At 43.8% G+C, this 24732-nt stretch carries 22 protein-coding genes and 2 tRNA genes; 6 read left to right on the top strand and 18 right to left on the bottom strand.

Annotation, left to right across the window (positions count from 1 at the left end; translation table 11 throughout):
- The 3 genes from ACYQ5K_RS17155 to ACYQ5K_RS17165 all read right to left on the bottom strand — a co-directional run.
- Nucleotides 1-276: VTC domain-containing protein (locus tag ACYQ5K_RS17155; RefSeq protein WP_459778123.1), on the bottom strand; the 276-nt coding region annotated here is incomplete at its 3' end.
- 178 nt (nt 277-454) lie between these two features.
- Nucleotides 455-1210 (bottom strand): tRNA threonylcarbamoyladenosine dehydratase, encoded by a 756-nt coding sequence (locus ACYQ5K_RS17160; RefSeq protein ID WP_173688706.1) that lies wholly within the window; start codon nt 1208-1210, stop codon nt 455-457.
- 74 nt (nt 1211-1284) lie between these two features.
- Complete coding sequence (locus ACYQ5K_RS17165) at nt 1285-1947, bottom strand: 4'-phosphopantetheinyl transferase family protein (RefSeq protein WP_459778124.1); 663 nt, start codon at nt 1945-1947, stop codon at nt 1285-1287.
- A gap of 235 nt (nt 1948-2182) precedes the next feature.
- Between ACYQ5K_RS17165 and asnB the strand changes: the two genes are divergently transcribed.
- Entirely contained in the window at nt 2183-4018 is a 1836-nt protein-coding gene (gene asnB / locus ACYQ5K_RS17170; RefSeq protein WP_459778125.1) for an asparagine synthase (glutamine-hydrolyzing), read from the top strand.
- Nucleotides 4019-4737: 719 nt separating this feature from the next.
- On the opposite strand, the gene ACYQ5K_RS17175 is transcribed toward asnB, so the two are convergent.
- Complete coding sequence (locus ACYQ5K_RS17175; protein WP_173688709.1) at nt 4738-5682, bottom strand: AEC family transporter; 945 nt, start codon at nt 5680-5682, stop codon at nt 4738-4740.
- A 137-nt stretch (nt 5683-5819) separates the two neighbouring features.
- Between ACYQ5K_RS17175 and ACYQ5K_RS17180 the strand changes: the two genes are divergently transcribed.
- Nucleotides 5820-5894: transfer RNA gene (locus ACYQ5K_RS17180), tRNA-Pro, on the top strand.
- Between the two features lie 7 nt (nt 5895-5901).
- On the opposite strand, the gene ACYQ5K_RS17185 is transcribed toward ACYQ5K_RS17180, so the two are convergent.
- Together ACYQ5K_RS17185 and ACYQ5K_RS17190 are read right to left on the bottom strand one after the other, a co-directional pair.
- A complete protein-coding gene (locus ACYQ5K_RS17185) occupies nt 5902-6462 on the bottom strand; it encodes an HD domain-containing protein (RefSeq protein ID WP_201856671.1) in 561 nt (186 codons plus the stop codon).
- Nucleotides 6463-6670: 208 nt separating this feature from the next.
- Nucleotides 6671-7903, bottom strand: coding sequence for a replication initiation protein (locus ACYQ5K_RS17190; RefSeq protein ID WP_117558134.1), 1233 nt, complete (start codon nt 7901-7903; stop codon nt 6671-6673).
- Between the two features lie 822 nt (nt 7904-8725).
- On the opposite strand from ACYQ5K_RS17190, the gene ACYQ5K_RS17195 reads away from it, so the two are divergent.
- Nucleotides 8726-10093 carry a sodium-dependent transporter gene (locus tag ACYQ5K_RS17195; RefSeq protein ID WP_173688710.1) on the top strand — a complete coding sequence of 456 codons (1368 nt, stop codon included), beginning with the start codon at nt 8726-8728 and terminating at the stop codon, nt 10091-10093.
- Between the two features lie 215 nt (nt 10094-10308).
- Nucleotides 10309-10381, top strand: a tRNA-Lys gene (locus ACYQ5K_RS17200).
- 185 nt (nt 10382-10566) lie between these two features.
- Here ACYQ5K_RS17200 and ACYQ5K_RS17205 read toward each other — a convergent pair.
- The 10 genes from ACYQ5K_RS17205 to ACYQ5K_RS17250 form a co-directional block, all read right to left on the bottom strand.
- Nucleotides 10567-11181: an adaptor protein MecA gene (locus ACYQ5K_RS17205; RefSeq protein WP_173688711.1), complete on the bottom strand. Its 615-nt coding sequence runs from the start codon at nt 11179-11181 to the stop codon at nt 10567-10569.
- 121 nt (nt 11182-11302) lie between these two features.
- On the bottom strand, nt 11303-11920 hold the full coding sequence (locus ACYQ5K_RS17210) for a V-type ATP synthase subunit D (RefSeq protein WP_008371109.1): 618 nt from the start codon (nt 11918-11920) through the stop codon (nt 11303-11305).
- 12 nt (nt 11921-11932) lie between these two features.
- Nucleotides 11933-13306, bottom strand: a complete 1374-nt coding sequence (locus tag ACYQ5K_RS17215; RefSeq protein ID WP_173688712.1) for a V-type ATP synthase subunit B — start codon at nt 13304-13306, stop codon at nt 11933-11935.
- A gap of 15 nt (nt 13307-13321) precedes the next feature.
- Nucleotides 13322-15091 carry a V-type ATP synthase subunit A gene (locus tag ACYQ5K_RS17220; RefSeq protein ID WP_195231077.1) on the bottom strand — a complete coding sequence of 590 codons (1770 nt, stop codon included), beginning with the start codon at nt 15089-15091 and terminating at the stop codon, nt 13322-13324.
- Nucleotides 15084-15674: a V-type ATP synthase subunit E gene (locus ACYQ5K_RS17225; protein WP_459778127.1), complete on the bottom strand. Its 591-nt coding sequence runs from the start codon at nt 15672-15674 to the stop codon at nt 15084-15086. Before ACYQ5K_RS17225 ends, ACYQ5K_RS17220 begins: the two co-directional genes overlap by 8 nt.
- 25 nt (nt 15675-15699) lie before the next feature.
- Complete coding sequence (locus tag ACYQ5K_RS17230; protein WP_459778129.1) at nt 15700-16008, bottom strand: V-type ATP synthase subunit F; 309 nt, start codon at nt 16006-16008, stop codon at nt 15700-15702.
- A gap of 2 nt (nt 16009-16010) precedes the next feature.
- Nucleotides 16011-16445 (bottom strand): ATP synthase subunit C, encoded by a 435-nt coding sequence (locus ACYQ5K_RS17235; protein ID WP_055297446.1) that lies wholly within the window; start codon nt 16443-16445, stop codon nt 16011-16013.
- Nucleotides 16446-16470: 25 nt separating this feature from the next.
- Entirely contained in the window at nt 16471-18405 is a 1935-nt protein-coding gene (locus ACYQ5K_RS17240; RefSeq protein WP_173688716.1) for a V-type ATP synthase subunit I, read from the bottom strand.
- Nucleotides 18402-19448 carry a V0D/AC39 family V-type ATPase subunit gene (locus ACYQ5K_RS17245; RefSeq protein WP_173688717.1) on the bottom strand — a complete coding sequence of 349 codons (1047 nt, stop codon included), beginning with the start codon at nt 19446-19448 and terminating at the stop codon, nt 18402-18404. The genes ACYQ5K_RS17240 and ACYQ5K_RS17245 overlap by 4 nt, the downstream gene beginning before the upstream one ends.
- A 3-nt stretch (nt 19449-19451) precedes the next feature.
- The gene (locus ACYQ5K_RS17250; protein ID WP_173688718.1) at nt 19452-19763 is read right to left on the bottom strand and encodes a hypothetical protein; all 312 of its coding nucleotides are present in this window, start codon (nt 19761-19763) and stop codon (nt 19452-19454) included.
- 215 nt (nt 19764-19978) lie between these two features.
- On the opposite strand from ACYQ5K_RS17250, the gene trmB reads away from it, so the two are divergent.
- Nucleotides 19979-20635: a tRNA (guanosine(46)-N7)-methyltransferase TrmB gene (trmB, locus tag ACYQ5K_RS17255; RefSeq protein ID WP_173688719.1), complete on the top strand. Its 657-nt coding sequence runs from the start codon at nt 19979-19981 to the stop codon at nt 20633-20635.
- A gap of 294 nt (nt 20636-20929) precedes the next feature.
- Nucleotides 20930-21253, top strand: coding sequence for a thioredoxin family protein (locus ACYQ5K_RS17260; RefSeq protein ID WP_173688720.1), 324 nt, complete (start codon nt 20930-20932; stop codon nt 21251-21253).
- 59 nt (nt 21254-21312) lie between these two features.
- On the opposite strand, the gene glgB is transcribed toward ACYQ5K_RS17260, so the two are convergent.
- Both glgB and ACYQ5K_RS17270 read right to left on the bottom strand, forming a co-directional pair.
- Nucleotides 21313-23358 (bottom strand): 1,4-alpha-glucan branching protein GlgB, encoded by a 2046-nt coding sequence (gene glgB, locus ACYQ5K_RS17265; protein WP_274597653.1) that lies wholly within the window; start codon nt 23356-23358, stop codon nt 21313-21315.
- 180 nt (nt 23359-23538) lie between these two features.
- On the bottom strand, nt 23539-24732 hold a 1194-nt coding region (locus ACYQ5K_RS17270; RefSeq protein WP_459778131.1), incomplete at its 5' end, for a P-loop NTPase family protein.

Consider the following 24732-nt stretch of genomic DNA (forward strand, 5'->3'; position numbering starts at 1 on the left):
CTTTTTATTTGCAGGCTTGATTTCCAAAAAAATCCGGCTGTTTTCATTCACTTCTCCGTAACCACGAATGCGAAACTTCTCTTTATATTTCGGTTTTTCCAGAGAATTGTGGATCAGCCTGTAGTTATCTGTATCGTAGTAAATATTGTGGATTGTATGAAGTCCATATTCATCCATACAGATCCTGTTCCCGGCTTTTTCAAGAAAAGCTTCACACTGCTCACGGCTTAGTTGATATTTCTTTTCAATCCGTTTAAATACATTTTGTTCTGCCATACTGCCTCCCTCGCTCTTATTAAATGATTACAGGGAAATTATAAAAGTAAAACATGTGTAAATTAGGGGGAATCTGTGAAAAAAGAATGAAACAAAAAAGCCAGGCGTTTGCTGCAAGTTCTGACAGCAAACGCCTGGCTTTGATATGCGCCCCGCAGGGGCGCCCGCGATTTTATTTTTATTTTGCACAGAGGTCCTTCACTACTTCCCCTGCGATAATCAATCCGACTACAGATGGCACAAATGCCACACTTCCCGGAATATCTCTTCTCTCCGTACATTTATGCTTTGCTCCCGGCGGACAGATGCAGTGGTTTCTGCAGCTGATCGACATATCCTCGATCGGTCTGGTCGGTTTCTCTTCTGAATAAACAACTTTCAGCTTCTTAACATGACGCTTCTTTAACTCCCGGCGCATAACTTTTGCAAGTGGACACATCTGTGTCTTATAGATATCAGCCACTTTAAATGCACTTGCATCCAGCTTGTTTCCGGCTCCCATACTGCTGATGATCGGCACATTCATTGCCTGTGATTTCATGACAAGCTCAATCTTTGCAGTCACAGTATCAACTGCATCAACTACATAATCATACTCATCAAACGGAAATTCATCTGCATTTTCCGGAAGGAAGAAGCATTTGTGGATTCGCACATCCACGTCCGGATTAATCTCCAGCATTCTCTCCTTCATAACATCTGTTTTGTATTTTCCAACGGTCTTTCTGGTTGCAATGATCTGACGGTTTAAGTTGGTAAGACATACCTTGTCATCATCGATCAGGTCAAATGCACCGACTCCGCTTCGCACCAGTGCCTCGCACACATAACCGCCGACTCCGCCGATTCCAAATACGGCAACTCTTGAATTCTTCAGTTTATCCATCGCCTCTTTGCCAAGAAGCAGTTCTGTTCTCGAAAATTGTGTAAGCATCTTCTTCTCCTTCTTCTCTCATAAAATACCTGTAAACTCTTAACCAATCCACTTCTTGTTTCATTGGCTTATTTTCAATCTTTAAGTTCCACAATCATTTCTCTTTTGTAAATATCTGTCATATCCAAAATATTTTCGTCAAAATTCGGATTCGTTGAGCAGACCGCAATCCTTGCTCCATCTGTCTGATATTCTTTTAAATAATAAGTTTCCCGGATCTCTTCCGGCTGCCTTAACAAAAACGGATCTCCCTGCTTCGGAATCCTGATCTCGCTGGTATTCAATCCCATCACAAGGCCTTTGCGCGTCGCTTTTAAAAAGCTTTCTTTTAAAACCCAGTAACGGTAGAACATTTCCGTCTGCTCTGCTTCATCTGCATTCCGGATCCTCTCATATTCAGAAGAACAAAAATATTTTTCTGCCAGCCTTTCATGATATTTTCGCATACATTCGATGTCACAGCCTACCCGCTCTCCGGATACGCCTGCGCTGCACAGAACATATTTCCCCGAATGTGATAAATTAAAGGACTGCCCTGCATCCTTCGGTATCTGGTGTCTCTCCTGTATCTTCATCCAAAGATACCATGCACCCACGCTTTGAGCCTGATCCTCCCTGTGCTTTAGCCGGTCTGCTTTTTCTTGTCGGAACACCGGAACTTTTTCATAAATTTTTTGATAATTTTTCTCATCAAGCAGATCAGATATATCTGCCAGGAAAGTTTTTACCTTTTCCATTTCCCGGATTCCTCTTTTCTTTGCCGGCTTTTCCGCATTTATCTGCATTTTTCACTATATAACACCTGTAAAAAATATGCAAGGAATATCCTACTGATTTTATTGGATATTCCTTTCCGGTTTTTTATCCCTTGTTAATCTTATATAGACTATGGTATAATAAATAGATCTACAGGCAAAATTAAGTTACTATAATATTTTTAATATGTATCAATTCAGAAAGGATGTGCAATTTATGTGTGGATTTGCAGGCTATTATGGCGCCGGCGATTTTAATAGAGAAGAAGTCATCGACCAGATGGGTGAACGCATTGCCCACCGCGGACCTGACAGCAAGGGAAGCTTTGTTGATGACTATGTAGCCCTTGGCTTCCGCCGTCTGAGTATCATCGACCTTGAAGGCGGATCTCAGCCGATTCACAGTGCAGATGGCAGACATGTCATTATTTTTAACGGAGAAATTTACAACTATCAGGAGATCCGTAAAGAACTGATCGAGAAACACGGATGTCAGTTCCGGACAAACTCCGACACAGAAGTTATTCTTCAGGGATACAAGACCTACGGAGAAAAAATTGCTTCTATGCTCCGCGGAATGTTCGCATTTGTAATTTACGATAAAGAAACTCACAACTTATTCGGAGCAAGAGACTACTTCGGAATCAAACCATTCTACTATGCACAGATGAATGGAAGCCTTTTATTTGGTTCTGAGATCAAGTCCTTCCTGGCTCACCCACATTTCCATAAAGAGGTCAACAAAGATGCCCTCAAGATGTACCTGATCTTCCAGTACACTCCACTCCTTGAGACCATGTTCAAAGGTGTATTCAAACTGGAACCGGGAACATACTTCACTTATGATGGAAAAGAACTTAAGAAAACAAAATACTTCGATCCGACTTATGCAAAGAAAGACCGCAGCTTTGACGAGACAGTAAAACTCATCGGTGAGACAATTCAGGATTCTGTTGATTACCATCAGATTGCTGATGTAGAAGTAGGATCCTTCCTTTCAGGTGGTGTTGATTCAAGCTACATCGCATCTACTGTAAAACCGATGAAGACCTATTCCGTAGGATTTGAAGTCGGCGGATTCGATGAGACAACCTTCTCCAAGGATCTGTGCGATATCCTTCATATGAGCAATGCAAAGAAAGAAATCTCTTCTGACGAATTCTTCGATGCTCTGCCGGAGGTTCAGTATCATTCCGATGAACCACATGCCAACCTTTCCGCTGTACCGCTGTACTATCTGTCACAGCTCGCAGCCAAAGATGTAAAAGTAGTCTTAAGTGGAGAAGGTGCAGATGAGATGTTCGGTGGATACGAGACATATATCCCAAGCAAATCCGGTGATATGTACCGCAAGATCGTACCGGCATCTATCCGTAAAAAACTCGGAGACTGGGCAAAACACCAGCCAGACAAGAGAGGACTTAACTTCCTCAAGAGAAATGCAACTTCCGTAGAAGATTCCTACATCGGACAGGCATTCATCATGGACAACGAAGAAGCAGATGAAGTACTCGCTCCTGCATACAAGAGCAAGATGCGCTACCAGGACGTAACCAAACCGTACTTCGACCAGGTAAAAGATCAGGACGACCTCCACAAAAAGCTCTTCCTCGATATGCATCTGTGGCTGCCACACGACATCCTGCTCAAAGCAGATAAGATGACCATGGCACACTCCCTCGAACTGCGTGTACCATACCTCGACAAAAAAGTCTGGGAACTCGCCCGCAGCATCGACAGCAAATACTGCGTAGACGGCATGGAAACCAAAAAAGCATTCCGTACCTCCGCCCTCTCCCACATCCCAATGGACTGGGCAAAACGTAAAAAACTCGGATTCCTCGTACCATTCAGAGTATGGCTCCGGGAAGATAAATACTATAATAAAGTAAAAGAAATGTTCCAGAAAGACTTCGTATCCGAATTCTTCAATCAGGACTTACTGCTGAAATGGCTGGAAGATCATAAGAATAAAGTTGGAAATTATCATAGAAAGATTTATACAGTATATTCATTCCTACTGTGGTATGAACAGTACTTTGTCCTCAGATAGAGCAGTGCCAAAATAAAAAAACACCCAAATTTCATGCTCGCATGAAAATTTGGGTGTTTTTTTATTTTGATAGAGCGATAGCTCGCACAGCGAATGAACCGCCAGGTTCACGAGCTGTGGTGCACTGCTCCTCCCCTAAATCATTCGACCCACAAACTCCTCTTACCTACAACACACATCCATCCAAGGGGAACAGCGCCAGCGCCTTCCCCGCCCCCTCGCACCATCCTCCCAAGGGGAACAGCGCCAGCGCCTTCCCCGCCCCTGGCACCCATCTCCCAAGCGAACAGCGCCAGCACCTTCGCGCCTCTCCGCGCCAAAATCTCCCTTTTGCACAATTGCAACCTCCCCCGCATACTGCTATACTCAACTCACGGGTGCTACCATAACGGTAGGCGGTTAGTCCTTCACCAGAGGGACTGTGGACTTCCCCCTCTGATTACATAGAAACCTGAAACGGAATCCACTGGAAAGGAGGGCTAAGCTAATGAGTATTTTGGATTTCATTGCAGTTGCAAGCTTTGGCATCAGCTGCTTTTGTGCCGGATACACATTCGGCAAAGATCATAATAAGTCACAAAAATAGCCGCCCCTGTCTGCAAACTAGGCGACTATCTTTGATATTCTAAATAGTTAAGCGGGCTAACCGTCTATCGGTATCACCCTTTTTCTATATTCATACTATCACTCAATCATAAATATGTCAAAATTTTTCCACTCTACACCAACCCAAACGATCTCAGCACATCCAGCCACATCGTAAGCGTAAACGCACTCAGCAACGTCGTCATCATAATCACCCCGGAACTAAGCGTCCCTTCATGTCCCATATTCCTTGCCATAACAAAACAGCTGACCGTCGTAGCGGATCCAAGCATCACCAGAATCGCAATCAATTGCTCATTTCTAAATCCAAGCATCGCTGCCACCGGCAGAAATATCGCACAGAATCCAACCAGCTTCATAAACACAGCAACAAGTGTAGGCTTCATCTTCGATGTTGCCTTTTTCATCTCAAATGTTGCACCCATCGACATCAGTCCCATCGGCGTCGCTGTCGCACCGATACTTGATACCGTCTTATGTAAAATCAATGGCATCGGAAGCTTAAGCGCAGACCAGACAAATCCCGCCACAATCCCAATAATGATCGGATTCGTCACAATCCCCTTCAGCGTTTTCTTTACCAGCGCCTTATCAAAAGAATTATTCCCCGGTTTAAACAATGAAAGTACCACAACCGCCATAACATTATAAAGTGGCACACTTCCTATGATCATCAGAGGCGCCATTCCCGCAGTTCCGTAAATATTCTGGATAAACGCAATACCAAGAAGCGCCGCACTGCTCCGGTAAGTCGCCTGTATAAATTCGCCTTTAATGCTCCGGTCTTTCCACAGCATTGAAATCAAAGTTGATATCGTAATACTGATCGCCGTCACCACAAAACAAAAAAGAATAAACTTAATATCCCATACTTCCGAAAAATCCACCGTTGCCAGCTGTTCAAACAACAACACCGGAAGCGGAACCAAAAATACAAACTTGTTCATCTTTGCCGCAAAGACTTCATCCATCCACCCCAGTTTTCTGAATAACATTCCAAGTAACATCATCAAAAAGATCGGAATCGTTGCATTCAGACTGAAAATTAAATTTTCCATAATTATTCCTCATCTTACTCATTTATATTTGCATATCGTTATTTTGAACTCTTTCCAGAAACCTGTCAACTGCATTTCTTCACATCAAAACAATGATTGAGATTTAAAATAATTTATACTATAATGAAATAACACTTCGGGGTATGGCTCAGCTTGGTCAGAGCGCACGGCTGGGGGCCGTGAGGTCGCAGGTTCGAATCCTGTTACCCCGATTTATAACTAAATTTCTTCAATCTTCCGCTTGGAATCTTTCCTCACTTCATCCCGAAGCCTTTGGATATATTCCGTAAACTTACATTCTTCATTCCCATACGTCATCTGAAGATCATACTCCAACGGAATCCATGTCGAGATATCCGCCTCATTATGCTGGATCAGCGCCTCCAGCTTATCCAGTGATTTATAAAGCCTCGCCTCCTGTGTCTCCATCGCTTCCATCTCTTCAAATAATGTCTTCCATTCTGCACGGACCGGTTCCGGAAGTGTATCCGTCAGCTGCTCCACCTTTTTATTCTCAACCCTTCGGTCTTTATCCGTCTTTTCAAATGCCGGAATATCTCCGGTGATCGCCTCACCCATGTCATGGATCAGGCACATTTTTATCACCTTATCCATATCCAGCTCCGGAAATTCATCTCCAACCAGCATTGCCATCAACGCCAGCCGCCAACTGTGCTCTGCCACACTTTCTAACCGACCTGTAGAAGTATACGAGTGTCTGGTATTACATTTCAATTGTTCCGCTGTCTTTAAAAAATCTAATAGTTTTCTTATTTCCATGTTCTTCTTCGGTTCCTCCATCATTTAACTTTAGCAAACTTTTATTTCGTTCAAAAAAGCAAAAATTAGCTTTTCCAATTTCCATAAAATAAGACACAAAATCCCCGGGATGCTACCTGCCTCTCTGCAAATAGCATCCCGGGGACACATATATCCACTTAACTTGTGTACCATTCAGGTAATAATTCTACTTTTCGCAAAAAATATCCTACTCTTTTTTTACTTTCTCGCGCTCTTCTATGTATTCCTGATAAAGATCCAGCGTCATCTGCGCTTCTTCCAGCGTCTTTCCTTTGAACTTGGATACTTTTTCGTTCTCATACCACTTTTCTTCGATACATTTTCTGAGCCATCCAACCAGATTATTGATGTATGCCTGCTCCTGTGACAGCTTAAAAGCTTTCCGGATCACATCCGGCTGGTTATCGGATACCTGAAGCAGCACCTTGATCTCCTGGATCGTGATCGGTTCATTTCCAAAAATATCAGCAACTTCTAAAATCAGTTTTTCATTAACCGGAGTTTTCTTTGCAGCCAGTACATTTGGCGCAATCTCTTCGCCCTCTTCTTCTCCGGATGGCATACGCTGAAGGTCTGAATGATGGATACACTTCGGATTCTTCTTCACAAAGAAACGGATTCCTGTAACCTTTCCGCCCTTCCCGCTTTTAACCGGTTCATAATCAAAGCAGATCTCGGAATACTCGGATTCTTCCAGCTCTTTTTTCGCAACTTCAAGTACTTTTCTACGGAAATTACGCCAGTCCTCAAACGGTGCATCCTTAATCTCTGCAAGCGCTTCTTCAAAACGTCCCTGCTCAACAAGACGTTTTACTGCTTTAGATGCATTTGCATCAACTACATTCAGTGTAAATTTAAGCTCTGCGATCGTGTATGGATTCTTCGGCGGTCTCGGTACGATCAGCTGGTCACACTGTTCCCTGTCAAAACGATAATACTGGGTTCTCAGGATTTCGTAAACACGGGTTGTAAACAGGGATTTAAAAGAGCACAATACATCAAGACTCATACGGGTATAGTCTTTTTTCAGGTTATAGATATGAGGTTTCATCTCTTTAGTAAATCTGGTCGTAAACACACCATCTCTATATTCACATTTATTCACTACATTGAACATGATGAAGTTCTCTTTTTCGTCGTCCTCGATACTTACTACATGTCCCAATGTCTCTTTGGAAACTTCCTTCAGACGGGAATAGATGGAGTTTCCTGTTATATGAAGGTAATTCTTAACGTCCTTTGTGGAAACCTTCGCAATCAACTCTCCATCTTCTACATATGCTTTTGCAATTGCAATATTAAGAAGCTTTCTTTCAAATAATGATGTACTGGATTTACTTTCGATCAGCACATTGGAACGGGAGACCGTATCCCGGTCCAGCAGTTGTTTCTCTTTTGGTTTTTTCTGTGTTTCCTTCATCGCTCATACCCCTTAATTGTTTTCTTCTGTATTATTGTGTACTTTTGAGGTGTGTTAAAATCCCCTCTACACCCCATATAATCCCTTATTGTGTACCATTCGGGGTAACCAACCCCTTTATATTGGGGATTTGTGTACCAAAAAGGAACACCCTCCCCTAAAAAGTACCCCATAAAATGGGGTTTCTGTCTTTTTTTACGTTTTGTGTACGTTTAAGGTGTGTATTGTTCTTTTCGTGTACCATTAAGGTACCTTTTTTGATAAAAAATGTGTACCAAAACGGTACGTCTAGGTTGATTATATACAAGAACACCACTCTTGTAAAGCCTTTTTTTAAATTTTTTCGACACTTGTGTACAGAAAAGGTAAAATCGCCAACCCTTCAAGTACACTGCGTAACCCTGCAAAGTAAACAACAACCCCCATATATGTACACCTCTTTGCCCTCTGAAGTAAACAACCTTCCCCTTTTCCGTACACAAAATATGCCTCGAAATGCCTCAACCACGGGCTTTTTCAGCCCTCCTAATATAAACAAAGGAATTTTAATAAGCTGTTGTTATCTTTAATATATATATACATGCAAATTTTTACCCCAAAAGGTACACATCTGGCGATTTCGTGTACTAAAAAGGGGAAAATTAAAATTATCAGGTGGCTTCGCCAATGAAAATATAAACAATCATGGACAATTTCCCGATAATTCAGTATAATTCCTCTGTGGATATTCTGGAAAAAGTTATCCACATACTTGTCGAAAAATGGGGATAAGTATCATTTCGACAAGTTATCCACAATTTAATAGAATGAGAGGATTTTTTTATGCAACGAGAAAAGTTTTCTTCAAGACTCGGATTCATCCTCATTTCTGCAGGATGTGCGATCGGTCTTGGTAATGTCTGGCGTTTTCCTTATATTGTAGGAAAATATGGTGGAGCAGCGTTTGTTCTTATTTACCTTGCATTTTTACTGATCCTTGGACTTCCGATCATGGTAATGGAATTTTCTGTCGGAAGAGCCAGTAAAGTAAGTGCGGCGCTTTCCTTTGACCGTCTGGAGCCAAAAGGAACGAAATGGCATTGGTATAAGTATGGAGCTATGGCCGGAAACTATCTGCTGATGATGTTCTACACCACTATTGCAGGCTGGATGGTCCAGTATTTCATCAAGATGATGACTGGTGAATTTGAGGGAAAGGATACTGCCGCTGTTGTAGGTGTGTTTTACGATATGCTTGCAAAACCTGGAACAATGACTTTCTTTATGATCATTGTTGTTGTTGGATGTTTTGCGATTTGTGGAATGGGGCTTCAAAATGGAGTGGAAAAGATCACGAAGGTTATGATGCTGCTTCTGCTTGCACTGATGGTGATTCTTGCAGCACGTTCTGTAACGCTTGATGGGGCTTCTGAGGGGCTTAGCTTCTACCTGGCACCGGATTTCCACAAAGTCGTGGAATATGGCTTATTTGACACGATTTTTGCCGCTATGGGGCAGGCTTTCTTCACATTAAGCCTTGGAATCGGCGCAATTGCTATTTTCGGAAGCTATATCGACAAATCCCGCAGTCTTACAGGAGAAGCAGTCCTGGTAACACTTCTGGATACATTTGTTGCTTTGATCGCAGGTCTGATCATTTTCCCGTCATGCTTCGCATATGGGGTGGATCCGGGAGAAGGCCCGAGCCTGATCTTTATCACACTTCCGAATGTATTTAATTCCATGGCAGGCGGAAGAATCTGGGGAGCCTTATTCTTCTTATTTATGATTTTTGCTGCGGCATCAACCGTAATCGCCGTTTTTGAGAACATTTTATCCTTTGCCATTGATTTGACCGGATGCAGCCGGAAAAAGGCTGTAATCGTCAATATCGTGGTTGTAGCGGTACTTTCCATGCCTTGTGTTCTCGGATTTAATGTATGGAGTGGATTTATGCCGTTCGGAAAAGGTTCCGGAGTACTGGATCTGGAGGATTTCCTGGTAAGTAACAACCTGCTTCCACTTGGAAGTCTGGTCTATCTTCTGTTCTGTACAAGCCGTTATGGATGGGGATGGAAGAACTTCATGAAAGAAGCGGATACCGGAGAAGGAGTGAAATTCCCGAAATGGGCGAAATTTTATGTAAGCTATATCCTGCCACTGATTGTATTATTTATCTTTGTACAGGGATATATCAGTAAATTTATGTAAGATAAGAAAAAAGCCACCCTAAAAGGTACACAAAAAGATCATGTGTTCGAATTTCGGACGGTACACATGATCTTTTTATATGTGCCAAGGCACATTCTTTTTCAGCAAAAAAATATATTTTTTAAAAAATTTTAAAATTTATGAAAAAAAAGCTTGCATTTTTTATGGCTGTCTTATATAATAAATCTTGCGTTACGGAAAACCGAATAATGCATGCGCTTTTAGCTCAGTTGGTAGAGCAGTAGACTCTTAATCTATTTGTCCAGGGTTCGAATCCCTGAAGGCGCAGTATCAGCACTGTTTTTGATGGATCAGCATCGGGGACGGTGCTCTTTTTTGGATTTGTTTCTACAGACGGATGCATGTGTAAAAGTAATCGTTTATTTCATTTGTGGAAAGCTACTGGATCTGTGGAAAAATAAAGAAAAATTTATTTCGTGTACTAAAAAGGGGACTGTTTCAGTCCCCTTCTACTACATCTTGCATAAAATATCGATCGCATCCTTGTTCAGGAGGCATTTTTCGTGTTCATTCAGATAAGCTTCAGAAATTGCATCTTTTTCGACCATGCCACCGAATTCACCGGCGGATACGATGCGCTGAGCCTTTTTATTGCCGTCTTCCGTATTTGGGAAGTCTACCATCAGATAGTAGACACCGTCATCTTTATACAGACGGCTTTCTGATGCCTGGCCGCATCCGAGGATCTTGCAGAAGTCGATTGCATTATCCAGACTTGGAAAGAGAATCTGCCAGCGAATGGTCTCTTTCTCACTGCTGTCAGGCTCGATCAGCATACCGGAAGTTTCAGAACCATCTTTTTGGACGGATTCCGGAGAATTCTCAGTCTGGCAGGAGATCGACAGCATCAGGCTCCGGTCAGGAAGAAATGCACCGTAAAATCCCTGGATTCCATTGTCGGTGTTAAGTCCGAGAACTTCTTTCCCTTTGTTGAGAAGAAGATTCAAAAATTCTTCGGTACGCTCTCTGTCCTGTGTCAGATCTTCCAGTGAGTAGCCAAGTGCGGCAATCTCTGCTTCTGTGATAAGGCAGTTCATTCTGGTGTCGGATACTTTCCAAAAAGTCATATGCTCACCCCCCGATTTGTAAAAGTCATTACTTTCGTGATTCTGTTTGTTCTATAAGTTATATAACAAAATGGGTGTATTGTCAATATATTTTCTATATTTTATGATTTTTTCAGAAATATTATTTGTTTTTCATTCGTTTGATCACTTTCAGTCGGGTAAATTCTTCCCGTTCCTTCTCTTCCAGTGCATTTGTAATCGTATATACGAGATTGTCATACATCGGAATTGTAATATTTTTCAGGGCATTTGCCCTTTTCTGTGTCTTTTTGATACTTGAAGCCAGTCTGTATGCTGCATTTTCTACCTCAGAAAGCTTGAGTGTCAGCTCCTTTACACGGCAGAATGCATCACGGGCAATATCGATGGATTCTCTGGAAGTACTGAATGCATAGGTTGGTCTGGTATTTTCTTTTTCGTACTTCACTTTCGGGATTTCTGTTCCCATAATGCTTCGCGTCTGGATGCGGATAGAATCCTCGATCGGAACTGTATAGGCAAGTTCTTCTACTGTACTGATCCCGTGCTCGATATTCGCCCTCTGAAGGCACTGATAGGCATAGGTGAAGGTTTTATCGATTTCTTCCTGAATATCCTTTGCTTCGTCGATTAAGCCCATCAGCTCGCGGATCAGAATGTTCCGCTTCTTGTCCATCAGCTCATATCCCTGTCTGGCAAGTGTCAGTGAATTTTTCGCAAGTATCAGATTTCCCTTGGTGGGAAATGAACGTGGATCCATAGACTCCCCTCCTTAGCCTTTGTAGTATACGTCAAGAATCTTGGTATCGACACGGTCAAGCTCTTCTTTTGGAAGGATTCTAAGCAGTTCCCAGCCAAGATCCAGGGTTTCTTCGATGGTACGGTTTTCGTTCGGTCCCTGGCCGATATAACGCTCCTCGAATGCCTTTCCGAATTCCAGGTATTTCTTGTCAATTGGAGAAAGTTCGTCTTCTCCGATAACGGAAGCAAGATTCCGGGCCTCTCCTACTTTAGCATATGCAGAGAAAAGCTGGTTTGCCAAATCCTGGTGGTCTTCCCTGGTATAGCCTTTTCCGATACCGTCTTTCATCAGACGGGACAGGGACGGAAGAACGCTGATCGGCGGGTAGATCGCCTGTCCGTGAAGATTCCGGTCAAGTACGATCTGTCCTTCGGTGATATAACCGGTCAGGTCAGGGATCGGATGGGTAATGTCATCATTTGGCATGGTCAGGATCGGGAGCTGTGTGACAGAACCATTTACTCCTTCTACGATTCCTGCACGCTCATATAAGGTGGCAAGTTCACTGTACAGATATCCCGGATATCCTTTACGGCTTGGGATTTCTCCTTTGGAAGAAGAAACCTCACGCATGGCTTCGGCAAAGGAAGTCATATCGGTAAGAATGACCAGAATGTGCATATTTTTCTCAAATGCAAGGTATTCAGCGGCGGTCAGCGCAACCTTCGGGGTGATCAGACGTTCTACGACCGGATCGTTGGCAAGGTTCAGGAACATTGCCACATGGTTTGCAACACCGCTCTCCTCGAAGGTTCTGCGGAAGAAATCAGCTACGTCATGCTTGACACCCATTGCGGCGAATACGATGGCGAAATCTTCATTGGTGCCGCCGCCCAGGGAAGCCTGCTTTACGATCTGTGCGGCAAGCTGGTCGTGCGGAAGACCGTTGCCGGAAAAGATCGGCAGCTTCTGTCCGCGGATCAGTGTGGTCAGTCCGTCAATCGCAGAAATTCCGGTACGGATATAGTTACGAGGGTATTCACGTCTGACCGGATTTAACGGAAGTCCGTTGACATCCCGCACCTCTTCAATCGTGATCGGTCCAAGGTCGTCAATCGGTTCTCCGATTCCGTTAAAGGTTCTTCCAAGCATTTCTTCGGACAGACCGATCTCCATCGGATGTCCGGTAAGTCTGGTGTGGGTATTGTTAAGGGACATATTTTCTGTGCCTTCAAATACCTGGATGATTGCTTTGTCTTCGTAGACCTCCACAATACGTCCCATTTTGTGTTCTTTGCCGTTTACGACAAAATCTACGATCTCATCATAAAAAGCGTCCTGAACGCCTTCCAGCGCGATCAGAGGGCCGTTAATGCTGCTGAGGCCTAAATATTCAATTGCCATTTTTATTTTCCCTCCTTACGCGTTCTTTTCCATGATACGGTCATGGAAAGCATCAATGTCTGCCATGTACTGGTCAAGGAGCTGGAGATTGTCATTCGGGACATCATATTTGATCGAAATGACACGTTCAAAAATATTTTCCTCTTTGAGGACAGACATTGGCATATTCATGGCTACCAGTTCGCGGCAGCGTTTGTATAAATATAAAATGATCTCCATCATTTTGTACTGCTTCTGCAGAGAGACACAGGTATCATCCTTGTGGAATGCATTCTGCTGTAAAAATCCGAGACGGATGACTCTTGCGATTTCCAGAACCAGCTTCTGATCGTCCGGAAGTACATCACTTCCGATCAGCTTTACGATTTCCATCAGGCTGCTCTCCTGATTCAGAAGTGCCATGATGCGGTTGCGGTAGTCAACGAATTTCGGTGATACATTGTCGTGGTACCAGGCTGCGAGGTCGGTCAGATATTCACTGTAGCTGGTCAGCCAGTGGATCGCCGGGAAATGTCTTGCGTAGGCAAGGCTCTTATCAAGTCCCCAGAAGCAGCGGACGAAACGTTTGGTGTTCTGTGTGACCGGCTCGGAGAAATCGCCTCCCTGCGGTGATACGGCGCCGATAATGGTCACGGATCCGTCACTGCCATTTAAGTTATGCATCATGCCTGCGCGCTCGTAAAAAGCAGACAGACGGCTGGCGAGGTAAGCCGGGAAACCTTCTTCTGCCGGCATCTCTTCCAGACGGCCGGAAAGCTCACGTAAGGCTTCAGCCCAGCGGGAAGTAGAGTCAGCCATGATCGCTACGTCATAACCCATGTCACGGTAATATTCAGCCAGTGTAAGTCCGGTGTAAATACTTGCTTCACGGGCAGCTACAGGCATGTTGGAGGTATTGGCGATCAGAGTAGTTCTGTCCATCAGCGGATTGCCGCTCTTTGGATCCACAAGTTCTGAAAACTCTTCCAGCACCTGTGTCATTTCATTTCCACGCTCGCCACAGCCGATGTAGATGATGATATCGGCGTCAGACCATTTGGCAATCTGGTGCTGAGTCATGGTTTTTCCGGTACCGAATCCGCCTGGGATTGCTGCAGTTCCACCCTTTGCGATCGGGAACATGGTATCTAGGATACGCTGTCCGGTGATCAGAGGGACACTTGCCGGGAAACGGTAGCTTGTCGGGCGCGCCTTACGGATCGGCCAGTGCTGTATCATGTTGAGCTGTTTTTCTGTTCCATCGGAAAGCCGCAGAGTGACAAGTGTATCTTCAATCCGGTATTCGCCGTCCGATGCACAACAGATTACTTCACCTTCCACATCCGGCGGAACCATGCATTTGTGTACGATTGCACTGGTCTCCGGAACCTCCGCTATAATATCTCCGCCGTGAAGGTAATCTCCTTTGGCCACGGTGATGTGGGTATCCCATAATTTGTCGCGGTCAAGCGAATCAACGCTGACACCGCGGGTGATAAATGCACCGCCGCCCACATTTGCGATCTGCTCAAGCGGGCGTTCGATTCCGTCAAAAATATTGTTCAGGATTCCAGGTGCCAGAGTTACAGATACCGGGCTTCCGGAAGCCTCTACGATCTCTCCCGGTTTCAGCCCGGAAGTCTCTTCATAGACCTGAACAGTCGTGATGTCTTTGTCCAGGGAAATGACTTCGCCAACTAGCTTTTCCTTTCCCACATAGACCATTTCCGACATCATGAATCCGGTGTCACCCTTCAGATAGATGACCGGACCGTTTATTCCATAAATAGTTGCTGTCTTATTCAATTCCTGCACCTCCTGCTGCAAAACTGAACTGATGATATTCGTGATCGACTGCAGCCTGGAAACTGTGATCGATCAGAATATTACGGCCTCGGATTACAGCACGCATACCGCCCATGAAATCATATTCACTGATGGTGATCGCCATGCCGGTACGTTTTTCCAGTTCTGTCTGTTTCTCCTTATCAGAAGGAGAAATATAAATGGTCATCTCCTCGCCGTCGGCAAAGCGTGCGGCTTCACTGATCTTGCTGCAAAGATAATCCATGTATTCATCGGTTTGTGTAAAATCAGTCAGAAGAGCATTTACTTCATCGAAAAGCCGGACCTTTAATTCATTCTGTGTTTTGCCAAGCGCTCTTTTCAGCTCCGTTTCAGCTTTGGCAGCGGCCTGATTTACCTGTCTTCTGGCTCTTAAGGTCTCGGATTTGATGCGGACCTCAGACTGGGCAGTTGCTTCTTTTTTATGTTTTTCAAATAAAGATTCAAGCGCTTTTTTGTGATTGTCAATGATCGCATTTCCTTCAGAACGGGCTTCAGTCATGACCGTTTCCTGTAAATGCGCTATTTTCTCTTCAAGCGTCATTGTCTCACCTTCTATGCCTTTCTAGTTAAAGTTTCAGTCCAATCGCTTCATTGACGTATGAGGTAATGAAATCCTTTTTACGTCCTGTTCCGTGTCTGTCCGGAATTTCGATCAGAAGAGGCATCTTTCTTTTTAACTTGATCTCATCGATGAGATCCGGAAATTCTCTTCCAAAGCGTTCCGTCAGAAGAACGATACCGATCGACTTGTCGTTCATGGCAGTTTCCAGCGCATCACGCAGTTCCTGCTTTTCATGAACTACGATACCGTCCACGCCGGCAAGCCGCATTCCGGTATAAGTATCCACGTTGTCACTGATCAGATACATCTTCATGATTACAGTCTGCTGATGATCATGAAGGAGATGATAAGACCGTACAGGCATACACCTTCTGCAAGACCTACGAAGATAAGGGATTTACCAAGGACGCTGGAATCCTCGCTGATAGCTCCAAGGGCTGCGCTTGCTGCACTTGCTACGGCAATACCACCACCGATGCAGGAAAGACCGGTAACAAGAGCTGCTGCAATGTAACCAAGACCGGTTGAAAGACCTGCGCCTGAGGCTGCGGCGTCTGCTGCATGTACCGGTACACTTCCAAAAAGCATGATTCCGGCTACAAGGAAGGTTCCAAAGTAAGAAAGAACATTGAAGGCAAGAGCGCATTTATAACGTCCTTTATTTTTTTCTCCGAGCAGATAATATCCGAATGGAATGAAAATGCTTAAAACCAGTGCGGCAATGAGAATAAGTTTAGTTGCTAAAGTCATGATAATTTCCTCCTAAAATGAAAAACTAATTTTTTGCAGTACCTGTATAAGGTTTAAATTCGCGGCCGCTGCCTTTGTAGAAGCGGCTGAACATTTCGTAATAGACAAGTCTCAGAACCTGGATTCCAACGATCAGTCCTTCGAATCCACATACAAACAGGTTGCCGAGTACGATCACTACCCAGTTGATATGCCCGCTTTCGGCACCGGCAAGCATCAGTACAACTTCCATGATGGAAGCGTGGCTGACTGCGAATGCACCGATACGGATAAAGGAAAGCGTATTTGAAAAATAGCTGAGCAGGGTTTCAAATAATTCAAAGAATGCCTGGGTGACAAACATTGCTTTGCTCTGTTCCATTTTTTCGGTTTTCTTTTTGATCTTGTTCGTCAGCGGCTCCTTCAGTGCGATCAGAAGAAGCGGAACACCGAACATCACTGCGAGAACGATTCCGCCCGGCAGAGAATGACCTGTCATGAAAAGAACGATACAGGTAACAGCTGCCCCGTAGAATACCAGTCCTGCCACGCCGTTTGCATCAAACCAGGTCGCTTCCATATCCTTGGCACGGATGCCGTTGATGATATGGAAGATCATAGAAATAAGGATGATTCCCATACCAAAAGCGATCGATACGATAAATACTGTATTCAGTTTTCCGATAAACGGTAAGGTTGTCATGTGGTTGATCGGCCGGATCCATCTGGCTTTAATAATATCTTCAAATCCAAACACACTTCCAAACATAAATCCAAAGAAGGTGGAGAAGATTCCGGCAAGTGATACGATTCCGGCAAGGTTCATTTTCTTTGTGAAATACAGGATCGCACCGCCGATAAAGAGCAGCAGCCCCTGACCGACATCTCCGAACATGGCGCCGAAGATAAAGCTGTACATGATACCTACAAAAATGGTCGGATCCATTTCACCGCTCTTAGGAAGTCCGTACATCTTGATGAACATTTCAAATGGTTTGAAAAGCTTTGGATTCTCAAGCTTGGTAGGAGGTTCTCCGAAATACTGTTCCCGGTCCTCTTCTACTACGATATAAACTTTGTCGTCTCCCTGAGCCTCTTTGATAAATGCATTGGCATCTTCTTCCGACATCCAGCCGCAGAGAATATAGTATTCTTCCTGCTCGTCTGTCTCGGTTCGTGCTGCAAATTTACGGATATCAAAGTTATCGGAAAAACGTTCCAGCTGAATTCTTGCACCGAGTAGTCTGGAAGCGTTCTTGCGGAACATCTCCTGACGTTTATCCTTCACTGCCTGGATTTCATCGGTCAGATTCTGGACTTCTTTATCCAGGCTTCGGTAAGCTTCCAGCGGGGTTCCGCCAAAGTCCTCCTGAAGATCTACTTTTTCAAAGTGAAGAGAACGCATGATAGAATCTACTTTTCCGGCATTGGTATCAGATACAAAATAAACGCCATAGACATAAGAGGCATCTCTGGAGCCTTCCAGGAATAATGCATCGATGTCTTCAAGAAGCGCTTTTTCCAGCCGGTGATAATAATCCACATTGATTTTTCCAAACCTTGTACGGATGTATTTGTACTGCATGATCTCATGCAGGTCAAAGTCCAGAGAAGTAAAAGGTTCCAGGACTTTCATACGTGTCTGGATATTCTCTCTCTTTCTTTTCAGTTCTTCTTTTTGCTGCTGCAGATCCATGTAGTCATGATTGATGGAGCGGATCATCTCAAGGATTTCATCTTCGCTCTGATCAAAGGATGGCTCTGCTGTCATGTCTTTCATATATCCCAGAAACTGTGTCACTTTAGCGAGTGGATCACGGTAAGGGTTCATTTCAAGAAATGGCATCAGATTATCTACTGTCTTGAGCTCCGTGAGTGCATTTTCAAGCTGCATCTCATATTTGGAAAGATACCGGTTTGTCATGCGGTCGATGTCGGCGCGTGGTCCGGTAATGCTCAGGAACTTCATCTTAACAATCATTTCGCTGTTCCTCCTATATAAGTTAATGTCTCACGTGCAGGAAGTCCATAGCGAACACATTCGAGCACAGTTGTAAGCTTATCAAGCTCCTCCTCTTTCAGAAAAAGATAGGTATTCACGGTTGCGATGGAATAAGGGTTACTTCTTCTGTCTGCCAGGTAGAGACGGTACAGGCAGTCTTTGTAAATCGTCTCGATGGACGCTGGTGTCTGAGTATCGGTGTGACGCAGATAAGGCGTTCTGGTAACCAGCTTTAAAAATTCATCGACAGACGGTGCTTCCACAAGATCCTTCAGCTGATCTACATGGATCCGGTAGTGTACCGGGATCAGCAGTGTAGAGATATCCGGCGGAAGCATGTTGTAATATTTTTTTGCACGGTAGATCCACTGCAGGTTCAGCAGGTCGATCTTTGCTCCGGCATCTCTGGTGAAAATTTCCAGTTCCTTATGCTTCAGAATCTTTTTACGTTTCTTCCACATAGTTGTAAAATAGTACAGATTCAGTGCCAGATCGTAATCAAAAAGGGTTGGGTTCTCCGCATTTTCCAGACGTTTTAACGGCGCATAGTATTCTGTGCCCTTTAAATTTTCCACCAGCTCACCGATATTCCCCGAAGTGATCAGTTTATCGATGGAGAGATCCGAATATTTGTCGAAGAATATTTTCTTGTGATCCAGATCAAAAGGCTTCTGATAGTGGTTGAATACAATACGCAGACAGTAGTTGATCAGATTCATCTCGTAGCGCTTCAGATAAAGCTCCAGGAATTTTTTCTGATCCATTCCGGAAAAACGGTACAGGCGTGTATAATCACTGTAAAGTGACTGCACAAGAAGTTTCTCGATCTCGCCGCGGTGAAGACGGTTTTCGTCCATATCTGCAAGGACATTCCGATATCCGGGATGTTCTTTGAGATAAGCAGCAACTTCGGTTACTGTATGAAATGCGGCGATGTTCCGGAAATCTTCATCAGTGAGCAGTTTCGCCTGCATGGCGCGTACTTTTGTTACGATGCCACTGTATGCAAGTAAATTTCCCATATGCTATCCCTCTATGATACGTCTGACAATTTTTTCGGCATATGCCGTATGCTTTTCTTCAAAATCTTTTTTAAGTTCTTCGATCGCTGTCTGGTTCTTGCGGTTCTGCCTTGCAAGAATCTCATCCATCTGACGTTTTAATCCTTTGTGGATATCGTTCAGCTCCTTTTGGGTGTGATCTTCAAGTTGTTTGTCAAACAGATTGCGTTCATTTTGAATGCGTTCTTCCAGTTCTGATTTCTCCAGTTCCGCGTGTTCCACAACAGCTTCGGCTGCGTGTTCGATTTCGGAGAGCTTTTTAACAATATGATCCATTGTCCGACTCCTTTCTTAGAAATTATTTATACATTTTTAATAATGCATACATATTCTACTACTTTAAATTAGAAAATTCTACTAAAAAACAAGAGAATATCATAAGAATATTTTATACAAAACTTATAAAATGTATTTTTGGGTTTTCAAATATTTCAGAATAGTATAAAATAAATAAGGTTATACATATTTTCACTAAAGGAAGAGAAAGATATATGAGGTTAAGAAATGTACCGGGAGCAGATGCTTATCTGACAGCTCATCCCCTTGTAATTAAAAATGAGACCAGATATCGCGGCACCTGGAAAGAGACTTTTCAGAATCCGGAGAATCCGATCCATATTGAGATCGGGATGGGAAAAGGACAGTTTCTTCTGACACTTGCAAAGGAGAATCCATCCATCAACTATATCGGTATCGAACGTTATTCAAGCGTACTGCTTCGGGCGCTGGAACGCTTTGATAATGACGAGGAATACAAGGATGTCAACAATATTCGTTTTATCTGTATGGATGCGACAAATCTGCCGGAGGTTTTTGCTGTCGGAGAGATTGACAAGATTTATCTGAATTTTTCAGACCCGTGGCCGAAAGCACGTCATGCAAAGCGCAGACTTACTTCCAAGCAGTTTTTCGAGCGGTATGACAAGATCCTTGCTTTTGACGGAGTCGTTGAATTTAAGACAGACAACAGAGAGCTGTTTGACTTTTCACTGGAGCAGGTGGAGCTGGCAGGCTGGGTACTTCTGGCGAAGACCTATGATCTTCACAATGATCCGACACTCAGCAGAGGCAATGTCATGACGGAGTACGAGGAGAAATTCTCAGCACAGGGACATCCGATCCACAAGCTGATCGCAATGCGCCAGTAAGACAATTGAATAGAAGACACATAAGACAGCCGATACGGAGCAATCCGCACATCGGCTGTCTTTTTGCATATATTGTAGAAAGAGAAAGTCAGGGATGAACAGATATGCGGAAAAAGCATCATTTTCAGAATTGTATGCGGGGGTTTTGCTATAAGAATCCGGGATTTAATAAAAAGCTGATCTGTTTCAGAAATTCTTTTCAGGAGGTTTACCGGATCTTAAATCCGAAATGCGGATGCCACTAAAGCCGGTCTTTTTTTACATAGCTTAAGATGGCAGAAATGAGGGAAGTGTATGGGTATCGCATTGATCACGAAAGATTATGAAAATGCAGTCGGAAGGCAGAAGCTGCCGGTGGTTGTGGAGTTTTATGCATCATGGTGCCCAAAGTGCGGAATGATGTATCCTGTTGTGGAAAGGCTTGCCGGCCGTTATCGGGGGAAATGGATCTTTTATAAGATTGATATCGATATATCGAAAGAGATTGCGGAGTATATAGGAATTGAGATCGTACCGACGTTTGTGGTGTACAGAGATGGAAAAATCTGTGGATATACAACCGGAGTTCTTCCAGAAGAAACTCTGGAAGAACGAATCCGGGAAATGTTAAGAAAATAATTGGTGGAATCAATTATTCGTATAATGGATATTTTGCGCAGATTATCTGACTTGCTATGTTAAAATTCGAATACAGCAACGCCGTATGCCGGAAGATCATAACCGAATGAATAAGGTCTTCCGTCGCATTCCTGTTTCTTTGCTTTGTATACTGCCGGGCGGGCTTTTCCGGTTCCGCCATACTGTAATTCATCACTGTTCAGTACCAGGCGGTACTGTTTGCCGCGCGGTACACCGACACGGTATTCCGGTCTTTCGATCGGTGTGAAGTTACATACGAATAAAAGATTCTTTTTTGCGCCCTTTGAATGACGGATGAAGCTGTAAATACTTCGTGAGCTGTCATCTGCATTAACCCACTCAAAGCCTTCCATGCAGGTATCCTGTTCATACATGGCTTTGTTGTGTGTGTAAAGATGCAGCAGGTCACGGTAGAAATTCTGGAGCGCCTGATGCTCCGGCTCTGCCAGGAGATACCAGTCAAGCTCACGCGCCTCGCTCCACTCGCGGAGCTGTCCGAAATCCTGTCCCATGAAAAGAAGCTTCTTGCCAGGATGTCCCATCATGAAAGCATATCCGACTTTCAGGTTGGCAAATTTCTCAAAGCCGAGACCAGGCATCTTATTTAACATCGAACACTTGAGATGGACAACCTCATCGTGTGATAATACAAGAATATAATTCTCACTGTATGCATAGGTTAATGCAAAGGTCATACCATAGTGGTCTCCTTTGCGGAAATATGGATCCAGCTTCATATATTCGGTAAAGTCATGCATCCATCCCATGTTCCACTTCATGCTGAAGCCAAGGCCGTCATCTTCCGGTTTTCCTGTTACTTTTGGCCATGCGGTGGATTCTTCTGCGATCATCAGTGCACCAGGGTTACGTCCGGTAGTAACGGAATTCAGATGCTTGAAAAATTCGATTGCTTCCAGGTTCTCATTGCTGCCGTATTTGTTGGCGATCCACTGACCGTCTTCTTTACCGTAATCAAGATACAGCATGGAAGCAACAGCATCTACGCGGAGACCATCGATGTGATAATGTTCGATCCAGAACAGTGCGTTGGCGATCAGGAAATTCTTAACCTCTGCTTTGCCATAATCGAAGATCTTGGTTCCCCAGTCCGGATGTTCACCCTTCTTCGGATCTGCATATTCAAAGGTAGCTGTGCCGTCAAAATCAGCGAGTCCGTGTGCATCGCGTGGAAAATGTGCCGGTACCCAGTCAAGGATTACGCCAATCTTATTCTTATGGAAATAATTGATCATATATGCGAAATCTTCCGGCGTACCATAACGGGAGGTCGGAGCATAATATCCGGTCACCTGATATCCCCAGGAGCCGTCAAACGGGTATTCTGAAATTCCCATCAGCTCGATATGAGTATACCCCATCTTTTTTATGTAGTCTGTAGCTGCATGCGCAAATTCACGGTAGCTGTAGAACCCCTCATCTTCACGTCCCGGATGGCGCATCCAGGAACCGATATGTGCTTCATAAATGGAAATCGGTGAGGAATGGAAATCCCATTCTGCCCGGTGCTTCATCCAGACACTGTCACTCCATTTTAAATGGGAGATATCAGCAATCCTTGAGGCAGTTCCCGGTCTCAACTCCGCACTGTTCGCAAATGGATCAGCTTTGTAAAGCTTATCCCCGGTCTGTGTCTCGATACAGTACTTGTAAAGCTGTCCGAGCTGTGCTTCCGGAACAAATGCGGTATAGATTCCAAGCGGTTCCTGACGCTTCATAACGTTTGCATCTTCACTCCAGCCGTTGAATTCACCGATTACGGCAACAGATTTGGCGTGCGGAGCCCATACTGCGAAATATACGCCGGATTTTTTACCATCCTTTACAAAATGTGCACCCATTTTTTTATAGATTTCATAATGGGTTCCCTGTCCGAATAAATATTGATCTAATTCGCCGATTCTATAATCAGCCGGTTTATCTTTTGTTACAGTTTTTACAGACTTTTTAGCTGTAGACTTTTTAGCAGCAGTTTTAGCAGCTGCCGGTTTTTTTACAGCAGATTTTTTTACGGCTGTCTTGCGGGTCGTAGTGGTCTGTTTTGCTGTTGTTTTTTTTACTGCCATCCCATTCACCTTCTATCAAAGATATTTAGAAATATTATACTAGAAATAGCGATAAAAAGAAAGAGTTTTGGACAATTTATACATTTCTTATATAAGATGTCTAAAACTCTTTGTTTACAGTTACCGGTTTTGTCTGCATATACAAAAGAACGCGCCGGAAGCGCGTTCTTTGTAGAAATCTTATGCTTTAAAATCTTCTTCTTTCAGGATGATGTGGTCTGAATTATCAGTGCTTCTTCCAAATACCCGTTTCACAAGATGTTTTACATTTGCTTTCTGAGAATGTAAAATTGCTTCATCCATGATCTCTTTTACTTCTGCAACAGTAACTGCATGATCTTCTCTCTGCATCATATCGATCCGGCTGTATAATGCAAGGATTCCCATTTCATCGATACGGTATCCGTTTTCCTTAGCATAGGTCTGACCGAATGTAACCAGTTCATCATTGATGAATACCGGAAGTTCCAGTCTGGAAGTAAATTTACGTTTGAATTCGCGATGGGATGCAAACATTCTTTCCAGCGGTTTCTTCTGGTCTTCCAGAAGGAAGAGAAGTTCGCCGGTCTGTTCATCCATCATGTCATTCAGTTCGCGGATGGTTCTGTCATTCATCTTGGAAGCTTTTTCGATGATCAGTGCGCCACCGTTCAGCTTATCGATGATACTTCCGATGTCCTTTTTGTTCAGAGAATCACCGGTTACGATTGCAACTTTACCCTGTTTGAGTCTGCGCTGCTTCTGGATTGCTTTTACAATATCAACTGCGAGGACTGTTTTTCCGCTTCCCTTGCGGCCAAGGATCAGGATGTTGCCTGTGCGGGAAGTTCCATAACGGTTACGGCAACGTTTGTCGTTATCAAGGACTTCGACAAGCTGTTCGCTGACACCACGGATCGGTACGAAGTAAGAGAACAGCTGCTTCTGCTCTTCAGTAAGTCCAAGCTTCAGTCCAATCTCACTTGTAGCACTCAGATCGTAACGTCCCTGTACAACGAATCCGGTATCGAATTTACCCATGCGTTCGGTGATCTCATCTTCTGACGGTTCTTCGATTTCAAGAACTTCGTCAATATCCGGAGTTGGCTCTGATTTTGAAGTTTCTTTCTTTGGTTCAGGAGCAGGAGTCGGTTCCTCGTCAAATTCAAGATCAAGATAATCGTCACTGCTATCTAATTCTTCTTCATCTTCAAAGGAATCAAGGTCTGCAAAATCACTATCATCTTCGTCAGAATCATTATCATCGAGATCAGATTCTTTTTCAAAATCAAAATCCTCTTTATGATCTTCATCTAATTCATCATCGATCTGGTAGTCATCTTCGTCGTCATCCTCGTCATCCTCGAAATCCTCGAAATCATCTTCATCCTCGTA

The organism is Allocoprococcus similis (genome assembly GCF_054660775.1).

Coding starts and splice junctions, on each gene's coding strand:
- glgB (WP_274597653.1), bottom strand. CDS start 23,358: ATGGCAGTAAAAAAAACAACAGCAAAACAGACCACTACGACCCGCAAG.
- ACYQ5K_RS17250 (WP_173688718.1), bottom strand. CDS start 19,763: ATGGATCATATTGTTAAAAAGCTCTCCGAAATCGAACACGCAGCCGAA.
- ACYQ5K_RS17185 (WP_201856671.1), bottom strand. CDS start 6,462: ATGGAAATAAGAAAACTATTAGATTTTTTAAAGACAGCGGAACAATTG.
- ACYQ5K_RS17240 (WP_173688716.1), bottom strand. CDS start 18,405: ATGATTGTTAAGATGAAGTTCCTGAGCATTACCGGACCACGCGCCGAC.
- ACYQ5K_RS17195 (WP_173688710.1), top strand. CDS start 8,726: ATGCAACGAGAAAAGTTTTCTTCAAGACTCGGATTCATCCTCATTTCT.
- ACYQ5K_RS17235 (WP_055297446.1), bottom strand. CDS start 16,445: ATGACTTTAGCAACTAAACTTATTCTCATTGCCGCACTGGTTTTAAGC.
- ACYQ5K_RS17205 (WP_173688711.1), bottom strand. CDS start 11,181: ATGACTTTTTGGAAAGTATCCGACACCAGAATGAACTGCCTTATCACA.
- ACYQ5K_RS17230 (WP_459778129.1), bottom strand. CDS start 16,008: ATGAAGATGTATCTGATCAGTGACAACGTGGATACTTATACCGGAATG.
- ACYQ5K_RS17245 (WP_173688717.1), bottom strand. CDS start 19,448: ATGGGAAATTTACTTGCATACAGTGGCATCGTAACAAAAGTACGCGCC.
- ACYQ5K_RS17165 (WP_459778124.1), bottom strand. CDS start 1,947: ATGGAAAAGGTAAAAACTTTCCTGGCAGATATATCTGATCTGCTTGAT.
- ACYQ5K_RS17215 (WP_173688712.1), bottom strand. CDS start 13,306: ATGGCAATTGAATATTTAGGCCTCAGCAGCATTAACGGCCCTCTGATC.
- ACYQ5K_RS17160 (WP_173688706.1), bottom strand. CDS start 1,210: ATGCTTACACAATTTTCGAGAACAGAACTGCTTCTTGGCAAAGAGGCG.
- ACYQ5K_RS17175 (WP_173688709.1), bottom strand. CDS start 5,682: ATGGAAAATTTAATTTTCAGTCTGAATGCAACGATTCCGATCTTTTTG.
- ACYQ5K_RS17225 (WP_459778127.1), bottom strand. CDS start 15,674: ATGACGCTTGAAGAGAAAATAGCGCATTTACAGGAAACGGTCATGACT.
- ACYQ5K_RS17190 (WP_117558134.1), bottom strand. CDS start 7,903: ATGAAGGAAACACAGAAAAAACCAAAAGAGAAACAACTGCTGGACCGG.
- trmB (WP_173688719.1), top strand. CDS start 19,979: ATGAGGTTAAGAAATGTACCGGGAGCAGATGCTTATCTGACAGCTCAT.
- asnB (WP_459778125.1), top strand. CDS start 2,183: ATGTGTGGATTTGCAGGCTATTATGGCGCCGGCGATTTTAATAGAGAA.
- ACYQ5K_RS17210 (WP_008371109.1), bottom strand. CDS start 11,920: ATGGATCCACGTTCATTTCCCACCAAGGGAAATCTGATACTTGCGAAA.
- ACYQ5K_RS17260 (WP_173688720.1), top strand. CDS start 20,930: ATGGGTATCGCATTGATCACGAAAGATTATGAAAATGCAGTCGGAAGG.